This window comes from Pseudomonas sp. FDAARGOS_380 (assembly GCF_002591235.1).
GTDB lineage: Bacteria > Pseudomonadota > Gammaproteobacteria > Pseudomonadales > Pseudomonadaceae > Aquipseudomonas > Aquipseudomonas salmasensis.
In genome coordinates, this window is sequence record NZ_CP023969.1 from 2,125,859 (window position 1) to 2,148,523 (window position 22,665).

General features: G+C 61.4%; 22 protein-coding genes. 15 read left to right on the forward strand and 7 right to left on the reverse strand.

Annotated elements, in window-relative coordinates; translation table 11 throughout:
• Positions 1-131: 131 nt before the first annotated feature.
• Entirely contained in the window at positions 132-545 is a 414-nt protein-coding gene (rnk, locus tag CRN80_RS09935; RefSeq protein ID WP_032894565.1) for a nucleoside diphosphate kinase regulator, read from the forward strand.
• On the opposite strand, the gene CRN80_RS09940 is transcribed toward rnk, so the two are convergent.
• The 3 genes from CRN80_RS09940 to CRN80_RS09950 form a co-directional block, all read right to left on the reverse strand.
• Positions 542-3,382, reverse strand: a complete 2,841-nt coding sequence (locus tag CRN80_RS09940; RefSeq protein WP_098950056.1) for a class I adenylate cyclase — start codon at positions 3,380-3,382, stop codon at positions 542-544. The genes rnk and CRN80_RS09940 overlap by 4 nt on opposite strands.
• Positions 3,383-3,551: 169 nt before the next feature.
• Positions 3,552-3,806 (reverse strand): TIGR02647 family protein, encoded by a 255-nt coding sequence (locus tag CRN80_RS09945; protein ID WP_056790998.1) that lies wholly within the window; start codon positions 3,804-3,806, stop codon positions 3,552-3,554.
• Between the two features lie 95 nt (positions 3,807-3,901).
• Positions 3,902-4,189, reverse strand: a complete 288-nt coding sequence (locus CRN80_RS09950; RefSeq protein ID WP_098950057.1) for a hypothetical protein — start codon at positions 4,187-4,189, stop codon at positions 3,902-3,904.
• 125 nt (positions 4,190-4,314) lie between these two features.
• On the opposite strand from CRN80_RS09950, the gene CRN80_RS09955 reads away from it, so the two are divergent.
• Positions 4,315-4,974: a glutathione S-transferase family protein gene (locus CRN80_RS09955; protein WP_098950058.1), complete on the forward strand. Its 660-nt coding sequence runs from the start codon at positions 4,315-4,317 to the stop codon at positions 4,972-4,974.
• A 100-nt stretch (positions 4,975-5,074) separates the two neighbouring features.
• Here the strand turns inward: CRN80_RS09955 and argH are convergent, their stop codons facing one another.
• Complete coding sequence (gene argH / locus CRN80_RS09960) at positions 5,075-6,469, reverse strand: argininosuccinate lyase (RefSeq protein WP_020302866.1); 1,395 nt, start codon at positions 6,467-6,469, stop codon at positions 5,075-5,077.
• A 501-nt stretch (positions 6,470-6,970) separates the two neighbouring features.
• Here argH and CRN80_RS09965 point away from each other — a divergent pair.
• From CRN80_RS09965 to CRN80_RS09995, 7 genes are all read left to right on the forward strand, one after another.
• The gene (locus CRN80_RS09965) at positions 6,971-7,717 is read left to right on the forward strand and encodes a LytTR family DNA-binding domain-containing protein (RefSeq protein WP_098950059.1); all 747 of its coding nucleotides are present in this window, start codon (positions 6,971-6,973) and stop codon (positions 7,715-7,717) included.
• A gap of 138 nt (positions 7,718-7,855) precedes the next feature.
• Entirely contained in the window at positions 7,856-8,797 is a 942-nt protein-coding gene (gene hemC / locus CRN80_RS09970; RefSeq protein WP_098950060.1) for a hydroxymethylbilane synthase, read from the forward strand.
• Positions 8,794-9,552, forward strand: coding sequence for a uroporphyrinogen-III synthase (locus tag CRN80_RS09975; protein ID WP_098950061.1), 759 nt, complete (start codon positions 8,794-8,796; stop codon positions 9,550-9,552). Before hemC ends, CRN80_RS09975 begins: the two co-directional genes overlap by 4 nt.
• 18 nt (positions 9,553-9,570) lie before the next feature.
• Complete coding sequence (locus CRN80_RS09980) at positions 9,571-10,686, forward strand: uroporphyrinogen-III C-methyltransferase (RefSeq protein ID WP_032894572.1); 1,116 nt, start codon at positions 9,571-9,573, stop codon at positions 10,684-10,686.
• Positions 10,687-10,691: 5 nt separating this feature from the next.
• The gene (locus CRN80_RS09985) at positions 10,692-11,933 is read left to right on the forward strand and encodes a heme biosynthesis protein HemY (protein ID WP_032894573.1); all 1,242 of its coding nucleotides are present in this window, start codon (positions 10,692-10,694) and stop codon (positions 11,931-11,933) included.
• A gap of 236 nt (positions 11,934-12,169) precedes the next feature.
• Positions 12,170-12,691, forward strand: coding sequence for a disulfide bond formation protein B (locus CRN80_RS09990; RefSeq protein WP_098950062.1), 522 nt, complete (start codon positions 12,170-12,172; stop codon positions 12,689-12,691).
• Between the two features lie 209 nt (positions 12,692-12,900).
• Positions 12,901-13,359 carry an Rsd/AlgQ family anti-sigma factor gene (locus tag CRN80_RS09995; protein ID WP_032894575.1) on the forward strand — a complete coding sequence of 153 codons (459 nt, stop codon included), beginning with the start codon at positions 12,901-12,903 and terminating at the stop codon, positions 13,357-13,359.
• Positions 13,360-13,411: 52 nt separating this feature from the next.
• On the opposite strand, the gene CRN80_RS10000 is transcribed toward CRN80_RS09995, so the two are convergent.
• Positions 13,412-14,089: an FKBP-type peptidyl-prolyl cis-trans isomerase gene (locus CRN80_RS10000; protein ID WP_032894576.1), complete on the reverse strand. Its 678-nt coding sequence runs from the start codon at positions 14,087-14,089 to the stop codon at positions 13,412-13,414.
• A 192-nt stretch (positions 14,090-14,281) separates the two neighbouring features.
• Here CRN80_RS10000 and CRN80_RS10005 point away from each other — a divergent pair, with 192 nt between their 5' ends.
• On the forward strand, positions 14,282-15,472 hold the full coding sequence (locus CRN80_RS10005; protein WP_098950063.1) for an AlgP family protein: 1,191 nt from the start codon (positions 14,282-14,284) through the stop codon (positions 15,470-15,472).
• Here the strand turns inward: CRN80_RS10005 and CRN80_RS10010 are convergent.
• Positions 15,469-15,933, reverse strand: a complete 465-nt coding sequence (locus CRN80_RS10010; protein WP_169918541.1) for a TIGR02444 family protein — start codon at positions 15,931-15,933, stop codon at positions 15,469-15,471. The two genes, CRN80_RS10005 and CRN80_RS10010, sit on opposite strands and share 4 nt — an antisense overlap.
• 50 nt (positions 15,934-15,983) lie before the next feature.
• Between CRN80_RS10010 and abc-f the strand changes: the two genes are divergently transcribed.
• The 5 genes from abc-f (at position 15,984) to CRN80_RS10040 (ending at position 21,816) form a co-directional block, all read left to right on the forward strand.
• Positions 15,984-17,894: a ribosomal protection-like ABC-F family protein gene (abc-f, locus tag CRN80_RS10015; protein WP_098950065.1), complete on the forward strand. Its 1,911-nt coding sequence runs from the start codon at positions 15,984-15,986 to the stop codon at positions 17,892-17,894.
• Entirely contained in the window at positions 17,894-18,460 is a 567-nt protein-coding gene (locus tag CRN80_RS10020; RefSeq protein ID WP_003195372.1) for a mechanosensitive ion channel family protein, read from the forward strand. Before abc-f ends, CRN80_RS10020 begins: the two co-directional genes overlap by 1 nt.
• Positions 18,461-18,628: 168 nt before the next feature.
• Positions 18,629-19,261 carry a LysE family transporter gene (locus tag CRN80_RS10030; RefSeq protein ID WP_046070042.1) on the forward strand — a complete coding sequence of 211 codons (633 nt, stop codon included), beginning with the start codon at positions 18,629-18,631 and terminating at the stop codon, positions 19,259-19,261.
• Positions 19,262-19,463: 202 nt separating this feature from the next.
• Positions 19,464-21,359, forward strand: a complete 1,896-nt coding sequence (locus CRN80_RS10035) for an FTR1 family protein (protein WP_098950066.1) — start codon at positions 19,464-19,466, stop codon at positions 21,357-21,359.
• Between the two features lies 1 nt (position 21,360).
• Positions 21,361-21,816 carry a YaiI/YqxD family protein gene (locus CRN80_RS10040; RefSeq protein WP_032894581.1) on the forward strand — a complete coding sequence of 152 codons (456 nt, stop codon included), beginning with the start codon at positions 21,361-21,363 and terminating at the stop codon, positions 21,814-21,816.
• Positions 21,817-21,922: 106 nt separating this feature from the next.
• On the opposite strand, the gene elbB is transcribed toward CRN80_RS10040, so the two are convergent.
• The gene (gene elbB / locus CRN80_RS10045; RefSeq protein WP_032894583.1) at positions 21,923-22,588 is read right to left on the reverse strand and encodes an isoprenoid biosynthesis glyoxalase ElbB; all 666 of its coding nucleotides are present in this window, start codon (positions 22,586-22,588) and stop codon (positions 21,923-21,925) included.
• Positions 22,589-22,665 lie beyond the last annotated feature (77 nt).

Genomic DNA, 22,665 nt, shown 5'->3' on the forward strand with positions numbered 1-22,665 from the left:
CGGCGTCTTGTTTATTTGTGTCGCTGTGGTAGTGTCCGGATACACCTCCATTCATCGAGGTCCGTGAGAACCCCGCCTTTTCCTGGCGGGGTTTTGCTTTTGTGTGCAGAAAAAAGGAGTCTGCCTGAATCATGACCACCGCACCGTCCATCATTCTTACCCGTCTTGACGTGCAGCGTCTGGAGCAACTGATCGACCGCTTGGGCGACGAGTCTCCCGGCGCCGAAGCGTTGCAAGCCGAACTCGACCGCGCCGAAGACGTGGTTGGTCACGATGAAGTGCCTGCGGGTGTCGTGACCATGAACTCCAGCGTGCATTGCCGTGAGCAAGGCAGCGGCAAGGACTATCACCTGACGTTGGTCTACCCCAAGCACGCGAACGCCGACGAAGGCAAGATTTCGATCATGGCGCCGGTAGGCAGCGCATTGCTTGGCCTGCAAGTGGGCCAGCACATCGACTGGCCGGCGCCTGGCGGCAAGACCCTGAAGCTGGAATTGCTCAGCGTCGAAGGCCAGCCCAAAGATGGCGGCGCCTTCCCGCTCTAAACCTGATTCAAGGCCGCATTGAGTGACTGTTCCAGTTCGGCTTTATAACGCAGGTACAGATTGCTTGGGCTTTGCACATCACCGAGCAGCCCCGACAGATCCAGGTCAGTGATATAGCAGCGGTAACGCTCGGTTTCCCGACGTTGCCCGACGATCTCCCGGGCGACCACCGTAAACAGCTGGTCGCCAAATTCCAGTTCGGAAAACTCCCGCTGATTGCAGTACAGGGTGATCCCTACCTGGCCCGGCGCGCCTTTGCCGATAATCGCCTGCACGTCATAAAACGCTTTGTTGGCAGGGTCTTGCGGGGCCGGCCGTGGCTCCACGCCTCGCGCACGGCCGTTGCCCGATGGCAACAGTTGGTAGTACAGGATCTGTACTTCGCCCGCGGGTTGCTGAGCGTCCAGGGACGATAGCGCTTCGCGGCGGTACAGGATCGATTGCAAAAAACGCTGGAGCGGCGCTAGTAGGCTTTGCTCATCATGAAACGGCAAGCGCTGTTGCCAGAGCGCGTTGAATTCGTCGAGCACGTACACGTCGGCGAAGCCTTCATTGACCCGGTAGAACACCTGCACACACTCGGCCTGGCCCATGGGCAGCAGCAGCGCCAGGTCGTGGTCTTCCAGGGCCATGGCGTCCAGGTGCCACGGGCTGTAGCTGGCCAACTCCTCGTTGAGGTAAGCGATCAGCGCGTCCTGGGTCGGCAGCGACACATGGGTGGCTTGGCCCGGCACCAGTTCCATGACGTGATAATGCTGCTGCACCTGGAGCAGGTAGCGATGATTGCCCTGGCCGAGCAGCAGATGCTGCGCGGTGTCGAATACCTCTTCCACCCGCTGGGCAATGAACTGCGCCCGGTTGTGGCAGAAGCAGCGCACCCGCAGGCGTGGCAGATGGTTCGATGGCAGTTGGTTGAGGTAGTCGCGCAGGCAGTCGAGCAGGGCGTGCGGGCCGTCATAGCGGCTGACCATCACTTCGTTCCAGCTGTTGAGCGTGACCTGGTCCAGGGTCAGCACCAGGTTGTCGCGCACGCCGGCATAGCTCAGGGAGTCGGTGCGCTCGGTGGTCATCAGGATATTCAGGTCGCGATGATGCTTGAGCGGGTCAACCCCAACGTTGATCAGCAGCAGCACTTCTTCTGGCACTGCCGGGCGCAGCAAGCGGCTCTCATCGACACTGGCCAGGGGCAGGGCGATGGTCTGTTGCAGGCTGCCCAACAGGTTGAACAGCTCAAACTCGGTCATGTCGCTGGTGCCGGGGTGCAGCGCCAGGCGGGTGCTGCTGTCGATCACGCCGTTGCGATGGCACCAGGTGAGCATTTCCAGCAGGTCGCGGCTGCGTTTGATCGGCGCGAAGTGTTCCCATTCCAGAGCGGTAAGGTTGCCGTTGTACAGGCCCCAATGGTGCTGGCCCGGCTCCTTGCGGTTGGGCGACTGCACCAGGGTCAAGGTGTCTTCGGCCAGGTCGGGGGCGATGCCGGGGTTGATGAACTCGACCTTGCCGGCCTTGCGCTCGAACGCCGCGTACAAGCGGCGGCCCAGTACATTGAGGTCGCGTTTATTGATCGGGCTGGCGGACTGTTCGCTGCGGGTGAACTGGGTGAGGAAGCGGTAGCTGTAGTTCAACTCATTGACCAGGGCGCGGCGCTCGGAGGCGACCTGGCGCACCTTCCATTGGCTGCGGCTGTCCAGCAGCGCCAGTTGGCGCGGGTCCCAACCCCATTCATGCGCCAGGCGTTCCAGCAACTGCCGTTGCCAACCGGCGGTGCGCTGGCCGGCGCTGAGCTTGCGGTTGACCTTCAGGTACAGGCTGCGGCGCACCAGTTCCAGGCGCTCCAGCTCGTTGCGGGCCTTGAGGTATTCCTCGATGCGGCGGTAAACCATGATGTACGGGTCCAGCTCATCCAGGTCCACCTGATGGCTGAACACTGCCTGTTTGAAGCGCAGGCTCAGGCACTGCACCTTCGGGTGTTCGCTGGCGTAGACCTCGGTCAGCAGCAGCTTGAGCACCGATTTGTAGGGCGACTCGATGCCCTTGAACAGTTGCCACAGCCCGGCGCCAATAAACTCCCCCGGAGGAATATGAGCCAGATGGCCGAGGTCGAGGGTTTCATCGGCACGGATGAAGCGCTTGGAAAGCAAGGCGTGAGTAAACTCGGCGTAGCGGTTTTCTTCGTAGACCGGCACCAGCCACCAGATGGGCGTGCGCCCGGCCAGCCAGATCGCGGTGCGATAGAACTCATCCAACAGCAGGTAGTGCTGGGTGGTGCCGCAGTCGTCGGAACTCAGTTGCGTATCGCGATCACCCAACACAAAGCGCGTCGGGTCGATCAAGAAGAAATGCGCCTCGGCGCCCATGCCCGAGGCCCAGGTTTCCAGCAGTTGGCACTTTTTGCGCAGCTCGGCCAGTTCGGTCTCGTTCAGGTCGGGGGCGTGGCACACCCACACGTCCATATCGCTTTGATCGGCCTGGGCCAGCGTGCCCAGGCTGCCCATCAGGAACAAACCGTGGATCGGCGTAGGCGGATTGCCGTGGCGCGGTTTATAGGAAAACGAGCGGGTCAGGCGCTGGGCATCGGCCAGGGCCTGGGCGTCCGGTTCAAAATTCGACAACCCGGCCGGCGTGCTGCTGGAGACGTAGCCTGGCAGCAGCGGGTGATTGACGTGGAAAAACAGCGGCAACAAAGCCAGCACGCTTTGCTGGCGTGGCGTCAGCCCTTCGACGGCCCGGGCCATGCGGCCTTGATTGAGGCTCATGAAACGCGCGCGCAGTTGGGTCAGCACCTTGCGGTCGATGCCTTCGTCCAGATCGGGGCGGATTTCATGGGTGCGGGTCATGTCGAACTCGTTGGCTCGCAGGGCCCGACGCGGGCGGCCATGCAGGAGTTTACAGACAGTAGCGTAGGAGTTTTAGAGGGAAGTGGCTTTTTGGCGTCAGAATTTTGTATGCCGCGCAGCAATGCCCGCGGAATCCGCAGGCGGCGGACTCCATGGGCGGTATCAGGTATCAGGCGGCTTCTTTGGTATTGGCTGTAGTCAGGATGGTCAGCAGAGTTTGGGCTTGCTCGGCAGCGTCCCGGCCAAGGCTCGTCAGATAGCCCCCGTCCGGTTGGTCGATCAGCCCTTTGGCATGGAGGCGCTTGGCAGCGGCGACGGCAGTAGGGGCGGCAGTCTGATGGACTTTCAAGCCTTCCTTGGTGCTGTCCAAGGGGAAGAGTACAAGGATTTCCAGTTCGGCAACCAACTCAGGGGTATACGACATAAGGACTCCAGACTTTCTAAAATTTATTAGAGGCTAGCAGGCCATAAGGTGAACGCACTTTGCCGAACTGTCCAGCGTGTTGCTGCCTGCCGGGGTTATTCCTTTTCCGGCGGCAGCTCGGGCAGTGCCCGCAGTGCCGTTTCATACCACTCGGTATTGAAGGCGCGGTCTTCGTCCAGCATGGCGTCGATCTCGAAGGCCAGCACGTGAGCCATCAGATTGAGGATATCGTCGCGCTCGTAACCCACCAGGGTCAGTTTATTGAACGTAGCCTTGGCCGCTGGCGGGTTATCGCTCTCGATCTGGTTCTCGATGGCTTCGATCAGCGTGTTTTCGGTAAATTCTTCTTCTTCGTCGTGGTCGATATCGGTCGGCTCGCTCATGGCAGGCTCCTCAAGGAAAGGGCGCCAGTCTACCCCCATTCAGGGGGATGATGCTGCTGGTCAGGGTGCCCTCGAGGATCTATAACTCTTGCAGCCAACCCCACACCCGGCCTGGAGGCTTTGCGATGCTCAAGCTTTACGGATTTTCGGTCAGCAACTACTACAACATGGTCAAGCTGGCGCTGTTGGAGAAAGGACTGCCCTTCGAAGAAGTGCCTTTTTACGCCGGGCAAACCCCCGAAGCCTTGGCGGTCAGCCCCCGCGGCAAAGTGCCGGTGCTGGGTGTGAAGCAGGGGTTCATCAACGAAACCAGCGTCATCCTCGAATACCTCGAACAGACCCAGGAAGGCCCTGCACTGTTGCCCGCCGACCCGTTTGCGCGGGCTCAGGTGCTGGCGCTGTGCCGTGAGATCGAGCTGTACATCGAACTGCCTGCGCGGGCGTGTTATGCCGAGGCCTTTTTCGGCATGACGGTGCCGGAGGCGATCAAGGAAAAATCCAGGGCCGAGCTGCTGCTTGGGATGGGTACGTTAGGCCGGCACGGTCAGTTTGCGCCTTATGTGGCAGGTGAGAGCTTAACCCTCGCGGACCTGTATTTCATGTACAGCCTGAACCTGGCCTGCGGTGTGGGCGAGAAGCTGTTTGGGCTGGACCTGCTGGCGCAGTTGCCGAAGGCGAAGGCGTTGTTGGCGCGCCTGAATGAGATGCCCAATGCGCAGAAGGTAGAGGCGGACAGGCAGGCGGCGCTGCCGGCGTTCATGGCGATGATTGCAGCCAAAAAATAAATCTTTGGCAGCTGTAAGGGCACCATCGCGGGCAAGCCCGCTCCCACATTTTGATGTGTGAACCCAATCAAATGTGGGAGCTGGCTTGCCTGCGATGCTTTTAGCGGCTGGCGAGCAATTGCTGGCCGCGCACGACCGCTGCCTTGACCTGTGCTGGCGCAGTGCCGCCCACATGGTTACGGGCATTCACCGAGCCTTCCAGGGTCAGCACGGCAAATACATCCTGCTCGATCTGGTCGCTGAACTGGCGCAGTTCTTCCAGGCTCATTTCCGCCAGGTCTTTGCCGGTGTCCACACCGTACTTCACGGCGTGGCCAACGATTTCGTGGCAGTCACGGAACGGCAGGCCACGGCGCACCAGGTAATCCGCCAGGTCGGTCGCGGTGGAGAACCCACGCAGGGCCGCTTCACGCATGATCGCGTGCTTGGGCTTGATCGCCGGGATCATGTCGGCAAAGGCACGCAGCGAATCGCGCAGGGTGTCGGCGGCGTCGAACAGCGGTTCTTTGTCTTCCTGGTTGTCCTTGTTGTAGGCCAGTGGCTGGCCTTTCATCAGGGTCAGCAGGCCCATCAGTGCGCCGAATACACGGCCACTCTTGCCACGCACCAGCTCTGGCACGTCGGGGTTTTTCTTTTGCGGCATGATCGAGCTGCCGGTGCAGAAGCGGTCCGGTAGGTCGATGAACTGGAATTGCGCGCTGGTCCAGAGCACCAGCTCTTCGGAGAAGCGCGACAGGTGCATCATCGCGATGCTGGCGGCGGCGCAGAATTCGATGGCGAAGTCCCGGTCCGACACGCCGTCCAACGAGTTGCCGCCCACGGCGTCAAAGCCCAGCAGTTGCGCGGTGTACTCACGGTCGATCGGGTAGGTGGTGCCGGCCAGTGCCGCGCTGCCCAGCGGCATGCGGTTGGCACGCTTGCGGCAATCGACCAGGCGCTCGTAGTCGCGGCTGAGCATTTCGAACCAGGCCAGCAGGTGGTGGCCGAAGGTCACAGGCTGTGCGGTCTGCAGGTGGGTGAAGCCGGGCATGATGGTGTCCGATTCACGCTCGGCCTGCTCCAGCAAGCCTTTTTGCAGGCGGGTGATTTCGCCCAGGATCAGGTCGATCTCATCGCGCAGCCACAGGCGGATATCGGTGGCGACCTGATCGTTACGGCTACGGCCAGTGTGCAATTTTTTGCCGGTCACGCCGATGCGATCGGTCAGGCGTGCCTCGATGTTCATGTGCACGTCTTCGAGGTCGACGCGCCAGTCGAACGTCCCTGCCTCGATCTCACCGCGGATGGTGGTCAGGCCGTCGATGATGCTGTCACGCTCGGCATCGGTCAGCACGCCGACCTTGGCCAGCATCGTGGCGTGGGCGATGGAGCCCATGATGTCGTGGCGGTACAGGCGTTGATCGAAGGTGACGGAGGCGGTGAAGCGCGCGACGAAGGCGTCGACGGGTTCACTGAAGCGGCCGCCCCAGGACTGGTTGGTCTTGTCGGTGCTCATGGATTCGCTCGTGATCTGCTTAAAAGAGGCATGAAGGTGTGCCGGCGATCATAACAGGGTTGCCCGTGGAGGCGGTGCTGCGGGTGGTCGGCAATTTTATTTGTGTAAGAGATGGCTAAGTGCCTTGCCGCCGACCGCATCCAGGACGAGACTGGAGGCAGGTACTTATTGAAACGATATTTGACGATTGAGCAATGTCGCCTCAGTGAGCGTCTACAGTTGGACTGATAGTGTGTGAATGCACCAAAGTCGGGTGATGCGGTCATAACCAGACTATCCATTAAACAGGGGGGTATTCGGATTGTTTATCAGTGAACCCTACGACGATGCCCGGAGGCAGCGGGTCTTGGGCGCTATTGAACAGGTCCGGGTAAATTTGGGTGCCATTCTCAGGGCACTTTTTGCCGCTCGCGCTAGTCTTAGCGTGGATCGCTGTGACGTCAGTCACCGCACCTGTCTACGCTATCCTTGTGCGAGACTCACGCAGGAATCCAGCGCAATATGAATGTCCTGATCGTTGATGACGAACCCCAAGCCCGCGAGCGACTGAGCCGTCTGGTCAGTGAACTCGAGGGTTATACAGTCCTTGAACCGAGTGCCACCAGCGGCGAAGAGGCGTTGACGCTGATCGACAGCCACAAGCCGGATGTAGTGCTGCTCGATATCCGCATGCCGGGCTTCGACGGCCTGCAGGTTGCCGCCCGCTTGAGTGAACGCGAATCGCCGCCCGCCGTGGTGTTGTGTGCGGCGCAGGAAGAGTTTTCTGCACAGACGCTGGAAGACAGCGGTGTCAGTTTTCTCATCAAGCCGGCCACGGCCGAAGCCTTGCTCAAGGCCCTGAAAAAAGCCGAGCGCCCCAGCCGTGCCCAGCTGGCTGCCTTGACGCAGCCGGCTGCGCAAAGTGGTAACGGGCCACGCAGCCATATCAGCGCGCGTACCCGCAAGGGCATCGAGCTGATCCCACTCGGGCAAGTGGTCTACTTTATTGCCGATCACAAATACGTGACCTTGCGCCACGAGACCGGTGAAGTGTTGCTCGATGAACCGCTCAAGGCCCTTGAAGACGAGTTTGGCGAACGTTTCGTGCGTATTCATCGCAACGCGCTGGTCGCCCGTGAACGCATCGAGCGCCTGCAGCGCACGCCCCTGGGGCACTTTCAGCTATTCCTGAAGGGGCTCAATGGCGATGCCTTGATCGTCAGCCGACGCCATGTCGCTGGCGTGCGCAAGATGATGCAGCAGCTTTAGCCCGAGGGCTGCGGCGCGGTCTGCGTTCCTTATCCCGGTGCGACGTGGCCAGGGAGGCCCCGCACTTGCTGATTCAAATCAAAGCGTATTTGCCTGAGCTGTTATTATCCGTCGTATCTATTCAGTACGGATTGATCCATGTCCTCTCGCGAAATCCGCATCGCCACCCGTAAAAGCGCCCTGGCCTTGTGGCAGGCCGAATACGTCAAAGCACGCCTTGAGCAGGCCCATCCCGGCCTCAAGGTAACCCTGGTGCCCATGGTCAGTCGCGGCGACAAGCTGCTGGACTCGCCGCTGTCGAAAATCGGCGGCAAGGGCCTGTTCGTCAAGGAGCTGGAAACCGCGCTGCTGGACAACGAAGCCGATATCGCCGTGCATTCGATGAAAGATGTGCCCATGGACTTCCCTGAAGGCCTGGGCCTTTTTTGCATCTGCGAGCGCGAAGACCCGCGCGACGCCTTTGTTTCCAACACCTTCGCGTCCCTGGACGAATTGCCGCTGGGCAGTATCGTCGGCACCTCCAGCCTGCGTCGCCAGGCCCAGTTGCTGACGCGGCGTCCCGACCTGCAGATCCGCTTTCTGCGCGGCAACGTCAACACGCGCCTGGCCAAGCTGGACGCCGGCGAATATGACGCGATTATCCTCGCCGCTGCCGGCCTGATCCGCCTGGGCTTTGAAGACCGCATCACCTCGGCCATCAGCGTCGAAGACAGCCTGCCCGCTGGCGGGCAGGGCGCAGTCGGCATCGAATGCCGCACCGCCGACAGCGAAATTCACGCACTGCTAAAACCTCTCGATCACGCAGAGACCGAAGTGCGTGTCACCGCCGAGCGTGCCTTGAACAAACACCTCAACGGTGGCTGCCAAGTGCCCATCGCCTGCTATGCCGTACTCGAAGGCGAGAACCTGTGGCTGCGTGGCCTGGTTGGTGATCCGGACGGCGGTAACCTGCTGACCGCCGAGGTGCGTGGGCCGCAACGTGATGCCACGGCCTTGGGGATTCAGGTTGCCGAGGAACTGCTGGAAAAAGGCGCGGGTGCCATTTTGCAGAAAGTCTATGGCGAGGCCGGTCCGCAGTGACCGACTGGCGAGTGCTGCTGACGCGGCCTGCCGAGGAGTCGACGGCGCTGGCGGCAGTATTGGCCCAGCGCGGTATTCACAGCAGTTGCCTGCCTTTGCTGGAGACCGAAGCGTTGCCGGAGACCGCTGAGCAACACGCGATATTTGGCGCGCTGCCGCGCTATTGCGCCGTCATCGTGGTGAGCAAGCCGGCCGCGCGCCTGGCGTTGCAGCAGTTGGGGGGCAGTGTGCCGCCCATGCCCTGGTTCAGTGTCGGCGCGGCCACGGCCCAGATACTGGCCGATCATGGCCTCCACGTTCACTATCCCGCCACGGGCGATGACAGCGAGGCCTTGCTTGAACTGCCTGCCTTGCGCGAGGCTATTGCACTGCCGGGCGCCCGGGTGTTGATCCTGCGTGGCGAGGGCGGGCGCGAGTTGCTGGCAGAGCGTTTACGCGAGCAAGGTGCTAGTGTCGACTACCTGGAATTGTATCGGCGTTTTCTTCCGGTGTATGAGGAGGGCGCGCTGATGCAACGCATCCAGTTGGAACGCTTGAACGGCCTGGTGGTCAGCAGTGGGCAGGGTTTTTTACACTTGCACGCGTTGGCCGGCTCCGATTGGCCAGAGGTGGCACAGCTGCCGTTGTTCGTGCCCAGCCCGCGTGTATATGAAATGGCGCGGGCCGCGGGTGCAGAAAAAGTTGTGGATTGTCGCGGCGCGAGTGCCGCGGCTTTGTTAGTGGCGTTAGGGAGCTATCCCGTTCCCACTCTCTGATACACAAAGGACGGATACGTGAGCGAAACAGCCTTGCCTAAAGATGAAGCTCAGCCCGCGCTTGATGCGCCGGTCGAGACACCGGTCAGCGCGCCACGCCGTGGCAATGGCCTGGCCATCGTCGCCTTGCTGCTGGGCGCTGCGGGCGTAGCCGCCGGCGGTTGGGGGATCTGGCAGGTCCGTGCCCTGCAAGCCAGCAGCCAGCACCAGCTAGGCCAGGTGCAGACCCTGGATGACCAGTCCCAGAGCCTCAAGCAAGGCCAGCAACAGTTGGCCGCCCGCCTGGCGCAGTTGCCGGGTGCGGATGAGCTGGAAGAACGCCGCCGCCTGGTCACGCAGTTGCAGGGTGATCAGCAGCGCCTCAACCAGCGTCTGGAAACCGTGCTGGGTGCCAGCCGCAAGGATTGGCGCCTGGCCGAAGCCGAGCATCTGATCCGTCTGGCCAGCTTGCGTTTGTCCGCCTTGCAAGATATCAACAGCGCCCAGTCGCTGGTCCAGGGTGCCGACGAGATTCTTCGCGAGCAGAGCGACCCAGGGTCTTTCGCCGCACGCGAGCAACTGGCCAAGAGCCTGGCCGCGCTGCGCAGCACCGAGCAACCGGACCGTACCGGCCTGTACCTGCAACTGGCCGCCTTGCGTGACCAAGTGGTGCAGCTTGCAGCGATTGCCCCGGAGTATCAGCTCACCGAGCCTGCCTCCCAGGGGCGCCCCACCAGCGATACGCAGAACCAGTTGAGCCAATGGTGGGAGCAGATTTCCCGTTACTTCCGCATCGACTTCAACCCGGATGACAACATCCGCCCATTGTTGGCAGGCCAAGGTCTGAACCAAGTGCGGCTGGCCTTGAGCCTGGCGCTGGAGCAAGCCCAGTGGGCTGCGCTTAACGGCGAGGCGGCGGTGTACAGCCGCTCGCTGGGAGAAGCGCGCAGCGTGTTGCAGGACAACTTCAACCAGGACAACCCGCAGAGCAAGGCGATGCTGGCGCGTATCGCTGAGCTCGAGCCCAAGGCCGTGTCGGTGGTCACGCCTGACTTGGCCGCGAGCCTGGCCGCTGTGCAGGCGTACCTCGAACGTCGTCATCAGTCTGCCGACGAAGCCAAGGCCTCGGCTGGCAAACCGGCGACCCAGGAGTAGAGCTGATGAAGCGTTTCTATGTGATCCTGGTGCTCGCCATTGCGGTCGCCCTGGCCCTGGGCGTGGGCATTTCGAAGCACACCGGCTACGTGTTGATTACCTATCCTCACTTGCTGCATTACGAATCAAGCCTGTGGGCGACATTGGTGGCGCTGTTCGCCATTGGCCTGGCGATTTACCTGATCCGTGTGTTGTGGAGCCTGGTCACCACATCCGGTGGCGTGGTCAACCCTTGGTCACGACGCAACCGCAGCCGTCGTGTGCAGATTGCTATCGAGCAAGGCCAGATGGACCTCGCCGAGGGCCGCTGGGCCAGCGCCGAACGCCACCTGCACCGCGCCGCCGAAGCAGAGCGTCAACCCCTGCTGTATTACATCGGTGCCGCCCGTGCGGCCAATGAACAGGGCCGTTATGAGGAATCCGACGGTTTGCTGGAGCGCGCGCTGGAGCGCCAGCCCCAGGCCGAACTGGCCATTGCACTAAGCCATGCGCAATTGCAGATGGATCGTGGCGATACGGAAGGTGCCCTGGTCACTCTTCAGGCGATGCATGAGCGTCATCCGCATAACGCGCAAGTGCTGCGTCAGCTGCAACGCCTGCATCAGCAGCGTGGCGATTGGTCTTCAGTGATTCGCCTGTTGCCTGAGCTGCGCAAGGACAAAGTCTTGCCTGCCAATGAGCTGGCTGAGCTGGAACGTCGCGCCTGGGGCGAGAACCTGAGCCTGGCTGCCCAGCGTGAAGAGCAAGGCGAGGCGGGGTTACAGTCCCTGGAGCGCGCATGGGAGCAACTGACCGCTGCCCAGCGCCAGCAGCCACAATTGGTGTTGGCGTATGCCGATCAACTGCGTCGATTGGGCGCCGATGCCAAGGCCGAAGAAGTGCTGCGTGGTGCGCTCAAGCGCGGTTATGACAGTCACCTGATTCGGTTGTATGGCCTGCTGCGCGGCAGTGATCCTGCGCGCCAATTGAAGTTTGCCGAAGGTTGGCTCAAGGACCATCCAGGCGATGCCAGCCTGTTGCTGACGCTGGGCCGTCTGTGCCTGCAAAACAGTCTGTGGGGCAAGGCGCGCGATTATCTGGAAAGCAGCCTGCAAGTACAGCGCAATCCCGAAGCCTGCGCCGAACTGGCTCGCCTGCTGGCCCAATTGGGCGACACCGAGCGCAGCAACCAGCTGTTTCAGGAGGGCTTGGGCTTGCTCGACAATCGTCTGCTGTCCTCGCCGCTGCCGGTGCCTGCGCGAGTTTGAAGTAGGAAAGGGTGAGTGGATTGGCTCGGACCGATCCGCCCCCGGATCCTTCAAACCCTGCAAACACTCGGTTTAACTGGCCTTGTTGCTAATTCCTACTTGTTGTAACTGAATTTCCTCGGGCTCGTGGCGGGATGTCCTTATGTTTTCGAGGAAATGTCTGCTCTAGGGCGTATTGAAAGGGGTCGGGCCTTTCCTCTACCGTAGCGACCTATCTCTTGCAGTGCGGATAAACAATGTCTTTGGCCCCTTTACGCTCTTTGTTTTTCCTGGCGTTCATGGCGGGTGCGCTGACGTTGGGCGCGTCTTTCTACCTTCAATACGGCGCGCTGCTACGACCTTGTTTTCTATGCCAGGTACAGCGCCTGTTCCTCGCGTCTTTTGCATTGATCAACCTGATTGCCGTGCTTCACAAGCCTGGGCGTTCCGGCCTTTGCCTGTACGGGCTGGCGAGTATGGGCTGTGCGTTGCTGGGCGCCATCACCGCAGGCCGGCAAGTGCTGTTGCAGAACAGGCCGGCAAGTCAGGTGGGGGATTGCTGGCCCAGCCTGCAGCACATGCTTGAAAACCTGTCTGTCTGGCAGGCAATGCGCTCGGTGTTCAATGGCACGGTCGATTGTGTCGAAATCAACTGGACGCTGTTTGACTTGAGCCTGCCTGAGTGGAGCCTGTTGTTCTTCGTGGCGATGCTGATCCTGGGGCTCATGCAGGTGTCACGGTTGTTGTTCGGCAGGCATTTGCGCCTCGCAATGCCTTGAAAACGAGACTCAGGTTGTAGGAGCGGATTAAACACTTGTATGAACATTCTCTCCTGCGTACCTTGAAGCCATAGTCATGCGGGCATAATCTGGCCCGCACGCGTTATCCAAACCGCTTGTCAGACGCGGCCTTGTCCGTCTGCTGCTTCATCCTTGAAGTGTTGCGCAGGTACAGAGCTGCGGCGCCCCAATAGGGAAGAGAGATCATCATGTTGGAAAGTTGTCAGAATGCTCAGGAACGCTGGGGTGGGGTGCACAAGCTGATCGACAGCTGGTTGAAGGCACGTCACGAACTGGTTCGGGCCTTTGATGCTCTCGGCGCCAAGCCCGAAGCGTTGGCCGAGAATCGCGAGACATTGCAAGATTTCTGCGGTGTGCTGGTGGACTACGTGTCTGCCGGACATTTCGGCGTCTATGAGCAACTGACCAAGGAGGCCGAAGCCTTCGATGATCAGCGTGGTCTGGAGTTGGCAGAGACGATTTATCCGCGCATCGATGTGATTACTGAAAAGCTGCTGGCGTTCACCGACCTGTGTGATGCCGGGAAATGTGTTGCGGAAAAATTCAAAGAATTGGGCGCGCTGTTGCATGAGCGTTTCGAGCTGGAAGATTGCTTGATCGAAGTGCTGCACAACGCTCACAAAGAAGAACCCGCCACCCAGGCCTGAACCTGATGGCGAGATAAAAAAACGGTGCGCATGTCGCACCGTTTTTTATGGGTCAGTGGCGAGTGCCGAGCAGTTCGATTTCGAACACCAGCGGCGTATAGGGTGGGATCAACTCACCTGCGCCGTCTGCGCCATAGGCCTGGGCCGAAGGAATCACCAGGCGCCATTTCGCCCCCACCGGCATCTGTTGCAATGCACTGCTCCAGCCGCTGATCACACTGTCCAGGCGAAACCATTGCGGCTGCGTACTTTTGTCGAAGACAGTCCCGTCAGGCAGTCGGCCCACGTATTTCACCTGCACTTCATCGCTGGCCGACGGCTTGTTGCCAGTGCCCTTTGCCAGCTCGGTGAGCAGGATGCCGTCGGCTAACTGACGAACGCCGGCGGCGGCTTTTTCCCGAGAGAGAAATTGCTGTTCGGCGGCCAGTGCTTTCTCGCTTTGCGGCAGGTGGGCGTCGGCGGCATTCTGCGCTTCATGTTGGGCGAGGATCTGTTCAATGCGCGCGTTATCCAGCGCCAGGGGTTTGCCTTGGTAGGCTTGTTTGAGTCCGTCGAGCAGGGCCTGTATCTGCAGGTCGGGGACTTCCTGGCGCAACCGTTCGCCAAGGCTTGCGCCCAGGCTATAGGCAAGGTCGTGCGGGGCTACGGCGGTGGTGTTTGACGAGGGCTGCTCGCTTGCATCGGCCACGCAGATCGCCAAGCCGAACACTAGAAAAAGGTAACGCGACATGGGCATTCTCCCGGCGAAAGTGCGACGGATTATGCCAGTGCGAGGGCGTAAAAAGTGGCGCGGTTTTCCGTTATATCGATAAGAATTTTCGCACGGTGCAACGCAACGCAAAGGATACTGTCAACATGCCCTAGCGGCGGTAAGAGCAGAGGGCTAGTATGAGCCGCACCCACGTCAGCCAGGAGGTAAACCATGTCGGCCAAACAGAAGCCTGTAAATACCCCGTTGCACTTGCTCCAACAACTTTCGGGCAGCCTGCTCGAACATCTGGAAAGCGCGTGCTCCCAAGCCTTGGCTGATGCAGAAAAACTGCTCGCCAAACTGGAAAAGCAACGCGGTAAAGCGCAAGAAAAACTGCACAAGTCCCGTACCAAACTGCAAGACGCTGCCACTGCCGGCAAGTCCAAGGCCCAAGCCAAAGCCAAAGGCGCGGTCAAAGAACTTGAAGAGCTGCTGGATGCTCTCAAGGATCGCCAAGCCGAAACTCGCAGCTACATTTCCCAACTCAAAAAAGACGCTCAAGAAAGCCTGAAACTGGCCCAGGGCGTTGGCCGTGTGAAGGAAGCAGTAGCTAAAGCACTGGGTGCTCGTACGCCTGCAAAAGTAGCCGCCAAGCCAACTGCTAAAACGGCTGCTGCCAAACCAGCTGCCAAGCCAGTCGCTAAAACTGCTGCTGCCAAACCAGCCGCGAAGCCAGCTGCTAAAACTGCTGCTGCCAAGCCAGCCGCGAAGCCAGCTGCTAGAACTGCTGCTGCCAAACCAGCCGCGAAGCCAGCTGCTAGAACTGCTGCTGCCAAACCAGCTGCCAAGCCAGTTGCTAAAACTGCTGCTGCCAAACCAGCCGCGAAGCCAGCTGCCAAAACTGCTGCTGCCAAGCCAGCCGCGAAGCCAGTTGCTAAAACTGCTGCTGCCAAACCAGCCGCGAAGCCAGCTGCTAAAACTGCTGCTGCCAAACCAGCTGCCAAGCCAGTCGCAAAAACCGCTGCTGCCAAACCAGCCGCGAAGCCAGCCGCTAAACCTGCTGCCGCCAAACCAGCTGCCAAGCCAGCCGCAAAAACTGCTGCTGCCAAACCAGCCGCGAAGCCAGCCGCTAAACCTGCTGCTGCCAAACCAGCCGCGAAGCCAGCCGCTAAACCTGCTGCTGCCAAACCAGCCGCGAAGCCAGCCGCTAAACCTGCTGCTGCCAAACCAGCCGCAAAGCCAGCCGCTAAACCTGCTGCCGCAAAACCGGCCGCGAAGCCAGCTGCCAAGCCAGCGCCCGCCAAGCCAGCCACTCCAGCAGCCCCCACTGCCACCCCGGCAGCAGCCACCGCTCCAACAGCATCGGCCAGCAGCACTCCTGCACCGGTAGCGCCAAGCACCACCCCAACCAGCGCTTCCTAAGTGTTGGCGGCCATGACGCGCAATTGCAGCAGCGCGTCGTGGTCAAGGTTGGCGGCTTCGGTCGCCAGGCCTTCAAGCCATTCTCGCTGACCCAGCACCTCGTTGATCGGCCATGCCTGCGCCAGCGCTTCCAAGCGCGCCAGCAGCGTTCTTTCGGCCTCCAGCTCCAGTGTCTTGACCTGCTCGCGTAGCGATGCCAATTGCGCATCCTGCTGAGCCAAGTCCCGCCATTGCACGCGCATTTGTCGTAACGGTTCGACAACCTGCACCCGCCACGGATGAGCGATCTGTTGCAGTGCCTGAATGCGTTCGGGCTTGTACGCCACACCTCGTTGCTCCAGCCAAGCACCACACAACAACAGGCACACGTCTGCCCCTTGCTCCTGCAAGCGCAGGCACGCGGCCTCCACGCCCGGGCGGGCATAGGTCGAAAGGGCAAAGCTCCACAGGTCAGCGCACATATTCACACCCAAGCCAGCGGCCAACGAAGCTGGTAGACTCCGCCGCCATTATGATCCGACTTCAAAGCCTAACATTACAGCGTGGCCCGCAACGTCTTCTTGAAGACGCCGAGCTGACCCTGCACGCCGGTCACAAAGCCGGCCTGATCGGTGCCAACGGCGCCGGCAAATCCACGTTGTTCGCCTTGTTGCTGGGTGAGCTGACCCCGGACTCCGGGGACTGCCTGCTGCCGGCCGACTGGCGCATCGCCCATATGCGCCAGGAGATCGACACCCTGGACCGCATCGCCATCGACTACGTGCTCGATGGCGACCTGCGCCTGCGCCAGGTGCAACACGACCTCGCCGAAGCCGAAAAAGCCCAGGACGGTGCCGCCCAGGCGCGCCTGCACTCGGAGCTGGACAGCGCCGACGGCTACACCGCCGACGCCCGCGCTCGCAAGATGCTCGCTGGCCTTGGGTTTACCAACGAACAGATGGACCGCCCGGTCGCCGACTTCTCCGGTGGCTGGCGCATGCGCCTGAACCTGGCCCAAGCGCTGATGTGCCCTTCGGACCTGCTGCTGCTCGACGAACCGACCAACCACTTGGACCTCGATGCGATCCTGTGGCTGGAAGACTTCCTCAAGAGTTACCAGGGCACCTTGCTGCTGATTTCCCACGACCGGGATTTCCTCGACGCCGTGGTCGATAACATCGCCCATGTCGAACAGAAGAAAATCACCCTGTACCGTGGCGGCTATACCGCGTTCGAACGCGCCCGCGCCGAACGCCTGGCCCAGCAGCAACAGGCCTTTGAAAAGCAACAGGCGCAACGTGCGCACATGGAAAGCTACATCGCCAGGTTCAAGGCCCAGGCCACCAAGGCGCGCCAGGCGCAGAGCCGCATCAAGGCCCTGGAACGCATGGAAGAGCTGTCGGCGGCCCACGTCGATTCGCCGTTCGACTTTGTCTTCCGTGAGTCGGTGAAGATCTCCAGCCCGCTGTTGGACCTCTCGGATGCTCGCCTGGGCTACGGCGACAAAACCATCCTGGAGAAGGTCAAGCTGCAGCTCGCGCCGGGCGCCCGCATCGGTTTGCTCGGCCCGAACGGCGCAGGCAAGTCGACACTGATCAAGAACCTCTCGGGTGAGCTTGAGCCGCTGGCCGGTCGCCTCACTCGTGGCGAGAACACGGTGGTGGGTTACTTCGCCCAGCACCAACTGGACTCGCTGGACGCCAAGGCCAGCCCGCTGTTGCACCTGCAACGCCTGGCGCCGACCGAGCGCGAGCAGACCCTGCGCGACTTCCTCGGCGGTTTCGACTTCCGTGGCGCGCGCATCGACGAGCCTGTGCTGAACTTCTCCGGTGGCGAAAAAGCCCGACTCGCCCTGGCTCTGATCGCGTGGGATCGCCCGAACCTGTTGCTGCTCGACGAACCGACCAACCACCTGGACCTGGAAATGCGCCTGGCGCTGACCATGGCCCTGCAGGAATTCAGCGGTGCGGTATTGGTCGTGTCTCACGACCGTCACCTGCTCAAGAGCACCACCGACAACTTCCTGCTGGTGGCCGACGGCAAGGTCGAAGAGTTCGACGGCGACCTGGACGACTACGCGCGCTGGCTGACCGAATACCGCCTGCGCAATGCGCCGGCCAGCAACACGCCGGTCAACCCGGACAAGACCGACAAGAAAGCCCAGCGCCAGGCCGCCGCCGCGCTGCGCCAGCAGTTGGCGCCGCACAAGCGTGAGGCCGACAAGCTGGAAGCCGAACTGGGCAAGGTGCATGAGCGCCTGGCCAAGATCGAAGCCAGCCTGGGCGACAGCGCCGTGTACGAGGCGGCGCGCAAGGACGAGCTGCGTGACCTGCTGGCCGAACAGGCCAAGCTCAAGGTGCGCGAGGGGCAATTGGAGGAAACCTGGATGGAGGCCCTCGAATTGCTCGAAACCCTGCAAGCGGAGCTGGAGGCGCTGTCCTGATGGAAGCGTTGCAATTGCCAGTACCGGTGCAATGGATCGAGCCCATCTGGATTGGCGTGCAAATCCTGCTGATCCTGCTGGCCGGCTACCTGGCCCAGCGCTTTGTCGCCAAAGGCCTGACACGCCTGGGGGAGCGCTACCCATTCCCGCCGCAATTGCTGATGCCCCTGCGCGGCGGCTTGCGCTGGCTGATCATGGGCAGTGCGTTGATCTTTGTGTTGGGCCGCCTGGGTGTGTCTGCCACGGTGTTGTGGACGGCCCTGTCGGGGTTTGTCGCGGTGGCGGCTGTGGCGTTCTTCGCCATGTGGTCGGTGCTGTCCAACCTGCTGTGCGCGATCCTGATCTTTACCGTCGGGCCGTTTCGCCTGGGTGATATCGTCGAGTTGGTGGACACCGTCGACAAGCCGGGCGTGAAGGGCCGGGTCGTGGCGATCAACTTGCTCTACACCACGCTGATCGAAGTCGAGGAAGCCGGGACCAACAGCGCGATGGTGCAGGTGCCCAATAGTCTGTTCTTCCAGCGCTCGGTGCGCCGTTGGCCCGGCTCTGGCACCAACATCCTGTAGGAGCGAGCTTGCTCGCGAAGAACCTGAGAGCGCCGCGTTCATCCAGTTTGCCCGCGTTATCGTTGACGTTCTTCGCGAGCAAGCTCGCTCCTACAGAAATCTATAGCCAGCCTTTGGTCGCTGGAGTTAGCTTAAGGCACAACCGCTAACTCCCTTACGAGGTGTGCAATGGCTCTCGATACATGGCTGGCCTTTTTCCTCGCCAGTTGGATCATCTCCCTTTCTCCTGGCGCCGGCGCCATCGCCTCGATGTCCAGCGGCCTGCAGTACGGTTTTGTGCGTGGCTACTGGAACGCCATTGGCCTGCAACTGGGCCTGGCGATGCAGATTGCCGTGGTGGCCGGCGGTTTGGGGGCCATTCTGGCGGCATCATCTACCGCGTTCTATGCGATCAAATGGTTCGGCGTGGCCTACCTCGTGTACCTGGCCATCAAACAATGGCGGGCTCTGCCCATGGACATGACCGATGACGCCGCCGTGCGCCCCATCGGCAAGCCGATGGCGATGATGTTCCGTGGTTTTCTGGTCAACGCCAGCAACCCCAAGGCGCTGGTGTTCATGCTGGCGGTGCTGCCGCAGTTCGTGAACCCGCAGGCGCCGTTGTTGATCCAGTACCTGATCCTCGGTGCAACCATGATCAGCGTCGATATGATCGTGATGGCGGGCTACACAGGTTTGGCCTCGAAAGTCTTGCGCCTGTTGCGTACACCTAAACAACAGAAGCGCGTAAACCGTACCTTTGCTGGGTTGTTTGTCGGCGCTGCGGGTTTCCTCGCCAGCCTGCATCGCGCCACGACCTGACCAAGCGACTGGAACAAAAGTGTGGGAGCGGGCTTGCTCGCGAATGCGGTGTGTCAGTCAAAGGAAATAGTGACTGAAGCACCGCATTCGCGAGCAAGCCCGCTCCCACACTCGTTTTGTAGTGATATGAAATAACACCTTGAGTCGAATCCATTAAAGCTCAACAATAGTGTTACTTCGTATTTCCACTTGAGATTCATTCATGACCGCCCCTTTCCGCTTTCTCGCCTGGCTGATGCTGCCGGCGTTGCTGTCGTGCAGCTTCAATCTGATGGCCGCGACCGCCGAGGGCGCACCACAAGCCCTGCATTTGCTGGACTACATTGGCGCCGACTACCCGCCCACGGTGGAGGCGGGCAAGGTGGTGGATGACTCGGAATACCGTGAACAGGTGGAGTTTCTCGGGGTATTGCAGGGGCTGGTGGCTGATTTGCCAGACAAGCCCGAGCGTGCCGAGCTGATAAAGGGCGTCGATGAGCTGCTGGCCGCGGTCACTGCCCATCAGGACGGTGCAAGCGTTGCCCGCCAGGCTCGTCAATTGGGCGCCAAGCTGGCCGTGGCGTATGAAGTCAGCCAGGCCCCGGCCATCACGCCGGACCCGACCCGCGGCGCGCCGCTCTATGCCCAGCATTGTTCCGTGTGCCACGGCACAGCAGGTGCCGGCGATGGCCCCGCAGGCATGGGCATGACCCCACCACCCGCTAACCTGCGCGATGCCACGCGCCTGGATCGCCTGAGCCTCTACGCGATCTACAACACCCTTGGCCTGGGCGTCGAAGGCACCGACATGCCGTCGTTCGCTGACCAATTGGACGACCGCCAGCGCTGGGACCTGGCAACCTACATCGCTGGCTTCACCGCCGACCCGGCCGCCGCCAAAGGCGAGCAGACATTCAACCTTGCCGACCTGGCCCGCCAGACCCCCAATGAAGTGCTCGCCGCTGACGGCCCTGGCGCTGCGGCAACATTCCGCGCCCAGCGTGCGCAGCCGCCGCAGGTTCAGCGTGGCCCCGCGCAGTTGCTCGACTACACCGCCGCCACCCTGGACAAGAGCCTCGCGGCCTTCCGCAACGGCGACCACGAGCAGGCTTACGATCTGTCCGTCGCGGCCTACCTGGAAGGCTTCGAGCTGGTGGAAAGCTCCCTGGATAACGTCGATGCCAATGTGCGCAAAGACACCGAGAAGGCGCTGATGGCCTATCGGCAATCGTTGCAGGACGGCTTGCCTATCGAGCAGGTGCAGCAGCGCCTGGATGTGGCCAAGGGCAAACTCACTGAATCGGCTGGCTTGCTGGGCGGCGATGGCCTGAGCTGGTCGTTGAGCTATATCTCCGGCCTGCTGATCCTGCTGCGTGAAGGCCTGGAAGCGATTCTGGTGCTGGCAGCGATCCTCGCCTTCCTGCGTAACACCGGCCAGCAATCGGCGGTGCGCAGCGTCAACGTCGGCTGGGGCCTGGCGCTGTTGGCAGGCTTGGCCACCTGGGCCTTGGCGGCCTATGTCATCGACGTCAGCGGTGCCCAGCGAGAATTGCTCGAAGGCTGCACGGCGTTGTTCGCCAGTGTAATGGTGCTGTGGCTCGGCGTGTGGATGCACGACCGGCGTCACGCGGCGGCCTGGCAGGACTACATCAAGAGCAGCCTGGTGGGCGGCGGTGGGCGTTTCGGTTTTGCCGTGCTGGCGTTCTTCTCGGTGTATCGCGAACTGTTCGAAGTGATTCTGTTCTACGAAACCCTGTGGCTGCAGGCCGGACCTGCCGGGCACAACGCGGTGCTGGCCGGTGGTGCCACGGCGCTGGTGCTGCTGGTGGGCCTGGCCTGGGTGATCCTGCGCGGTTCGGCGAAGCTGCCCCTGGCGCTGTTCTTCGGCATCAACGCCGCGTTGCTGTGTGCGCTGTCGGTGGTGTTCGCCGGGCACGGTGTGAAGGCCTTGCAGGAAGCGGGCATCTTTGGCACGCGGCCAGTGGCGTTCTTTGACTTCGACTGGCTGGGCATTCACGCCGATGCGTATTCGCTGGGGGCGCAGGCCGTGGCGATCCTGGCGATTGTGGTGCTGTATGGCCGTAGCCGCCTGACCGAAAAGCGCCGGGTGGCGGCGTAGCATGCGCGTGTGGATCGACGCCGACGCCTGCCCTCGGGCGGCCAAGGACCAAGTGGTGAAGTTCGCCCTCAAGCGCCAGTTTGAGGTGGTGCTGGTGGCAGGACAAAGCCAGATCAAACCGAGCTTTGCCTGTGTGAAGTTGATTGTGGTGCCCAGCGGGCCGGATGCCGCCGATGATTACCTGGTGGAGCACGCCGTGCCCGGCGAACTGGTGATTTGCAGCGACGTGCCCTTGGCCGACCGCCTGGTGAAGAAGGGCGTGACGGCCCTTGATCCGCGTGGCAAGGAATTCAGCCCGGCGAACATGAGCGAGCGGTTGGCGGTGCGTAACCTGTTCACCGACCTGCGCGAGCAAGGCCAGATGGGCGGCGGCCCACCGCCCCACGGCGAAAAGGACAAGCAGGCGTTTGCCAATGCACTGGACCGAATCCTCACCCGCTTGATGAAGCCTCTGTAGGAGCGAGCTTGCTCGCGAAAAACGTCAACGATAACGCGGGCACTCTGGATGAACGCGGCGCTCTCAGGTTCTTCGCGAGCAAGCTCGCTCCTACAGAAAGAGGGCGTCAGTCGTTCTCGTGGGTCAATTCCAATACCCGATCCACCAGCTTGTTGATGCCTGACGCTACCTCGCTGATGTTCTTGCCCAGCATATAGGCCGGCGTACTTACCAGCTTGCGCGCCGGGTCCTCGACGATGTCCTCTACCGTGCATTCGATGTGGGTGGCGCCCATCTTGTCCAGGGCTGCGGCAGTGTCGGCGTCGTTGCCGATGGTGCAGGTCACGCCAGGGCCGTAGATCTTGGCGGCCAGGGCCGGCGAGATGCAGATCAACCCCACTGGCTTGCCCGCTTCGGCAAAGGCTTCAGCCAGCGCCAGCACCTGCGGGTTGATGCTGCAGCCGGCGCCTTCCACGGCAAAGTTAGACAGGTTCTTGGCCGCGCCAAAACCGCCCGGCACGATCAGCGCATCAAAGTCGGTGGCGTTGGCTTGGCCAATATCCTTCACGGCGCCGCGGGCGATACGCGCGGATTCCACCAGCACGTTGCGCGACTCGGGCATTTCTTCGCCCGTGAGGTGGTTGATCACGTGCAACTGCGCAACGTCGGGTGCAAAGCATTCCACTTGAGCGCCGCGCTGGTCCAGGCGCAGCAGGGTGATCACGCTTTCATGGATCTCTGCGCCGTCGTACACGCCACAGCCGGAAAGGATCACTGCAATCTTTTTGCTCATGGGCATTTCTCCTGATTCATGGCGTTAAATGTCTACTAATTTGTAACCTGTTGCCAATGGGATCTCACGTCGCTGCA

Bases quoted from the DNA above. Each gene is read 5' to 3' on its own strand.
- abc-f (WP_098950065.1), top strand. From the start codon at position 15,984: ATGATCCGACTTCAAAGCCTAACATTACAGCGTGGCCCGCAACGTCTT.
- CRN80_RS09965 (WP_098950059.1), top strand. From the start codon at position 6,971: ATGAATGTCCTGATCGTTGATGACGAACCCCAAGCCCGCGAGCGACTG.
- CRN80_RS10005 (WP_098950063.1), top strand. From the start codon at position 14,282: ATGTCGGCCAAACAGAAGCCTGTAAATACCCCGTTGCACTTGCTCCAA.
- rnk (WP_032894565.1), top strand. From the start codon at position 132: ATGACCACCGCACCGTCCATCATTCTTACCCGTCTTGACGTGCAGCGT.
- CRN80_RS10040 (WP_032894581.1), top strand. From the start codon at position 21,361: ATGCGCGTGTGGATCGACGCCGACGCCTGCCCTCGGGCGGCCAAGGAC.
- CRN80_RS10035 (WP_098950066.1), top strand. From the start codon at position 19,464: ATGACCGCCCCTTTCCGCTTTCTCGCCTGGCTGATGCTGCCGGCGTTG.
- CRN80_RS10020 (WP_003195372.1), top strand. From the start codon at position 17,894: ATGGAAGCGTTGCAATTGCCAGTACCGGTGCAATGGATCGAGCCCATC.
- elbB (WP_032894583.1), bottom strand. From the start codon at position 22,588: ATGAGCAAAAAGATTGCAGTGATCCTTTCCGGCTGTGGCGTGTACGAC.
- CRN80_RS09995 (WP_032894575.1), top strand. From the start codon at position 12,901: ATGTTGGAAAGTTGTCAGAATGCTCAGGAACGCTGGGGTGGGGTGCAC.
- argH (WP_020302866.1), bottom strand. From the start codon at position 6,469: ATGAGCACCGACAAGACCAACCAGTCCTGGGGCGGCCGCTTCAGTGAA.
- CRN80_RS09940 (WP_098950056.1), bottom strand. From the start codon at position 3,382: ATGACCCGCACCCATGAAATCCGCCCCGATCTGGACGAAGGCATCGAC.
- CRN80_RS09950 (WP_098950057.1), bottom strand. From the start codon at position 4,189: ATGAGCGAGCCGACCGATATCGACCACGACGAAGAAGAAGAATTTACC.
- CRN80_RS10030 (WP_046070042.1), top strand. From the start codon at position 18,629: ATGGCTCTCGATACATGGCTGGCCTTTTTCCTCGCCAGTTGGATCATC.
- CRN80_RS09985 (WP_032894573.1), top strand. From the start codon at position 10,692: ATGAAGCGTTTCTATGTGATCCTGGTGCTCGCCATTGCGGTCGCCCTG.
- CRN80_RS10000 (WP_032894576.1), bottom strand. From the start codon at position 14,089: ATGTCGCGTTACCTTTTTCTAGTGTTCGGCTTGGCGATCTGCGTGGCC.
- hemC (WP_098950060.1), top strand. From the start codon at position 7,856: ATGTCCTCTCGCGAAATCCGCATCGCCACCCGTAAAAGCGCCCTGGCC.
- CRN80_RS09990 (WP_098950062.1), top strand. From the start codon at position 12,170: ATGTCTTTGGCCCCTTTACGCTCTTTGTTTTTCCTGGCGTTCATGGCG.
- CRN80_RS09945 (WP_056790998.1), bottom strand. From the start codon at position 3,806: ATGTCGTATACCCCTGAGTTGGTTGCCGAACTGGAAATCCTTGTACTC.
- CRN80_RS09955 (WP_098950058.1), top strand. From the start codon at position 4,315: ATGCTCAAGCTTTACGGATTTTCGGTCAGCAACTACTACAACATGGTC.
- CRN80_RS10010 (WP_169918541.1), bottom strand. From the start codon at position 15,933: ATGTGCGCTGACCTGTGGAGCTTTGCCCTTTCGACCTATGCCCGCCCG.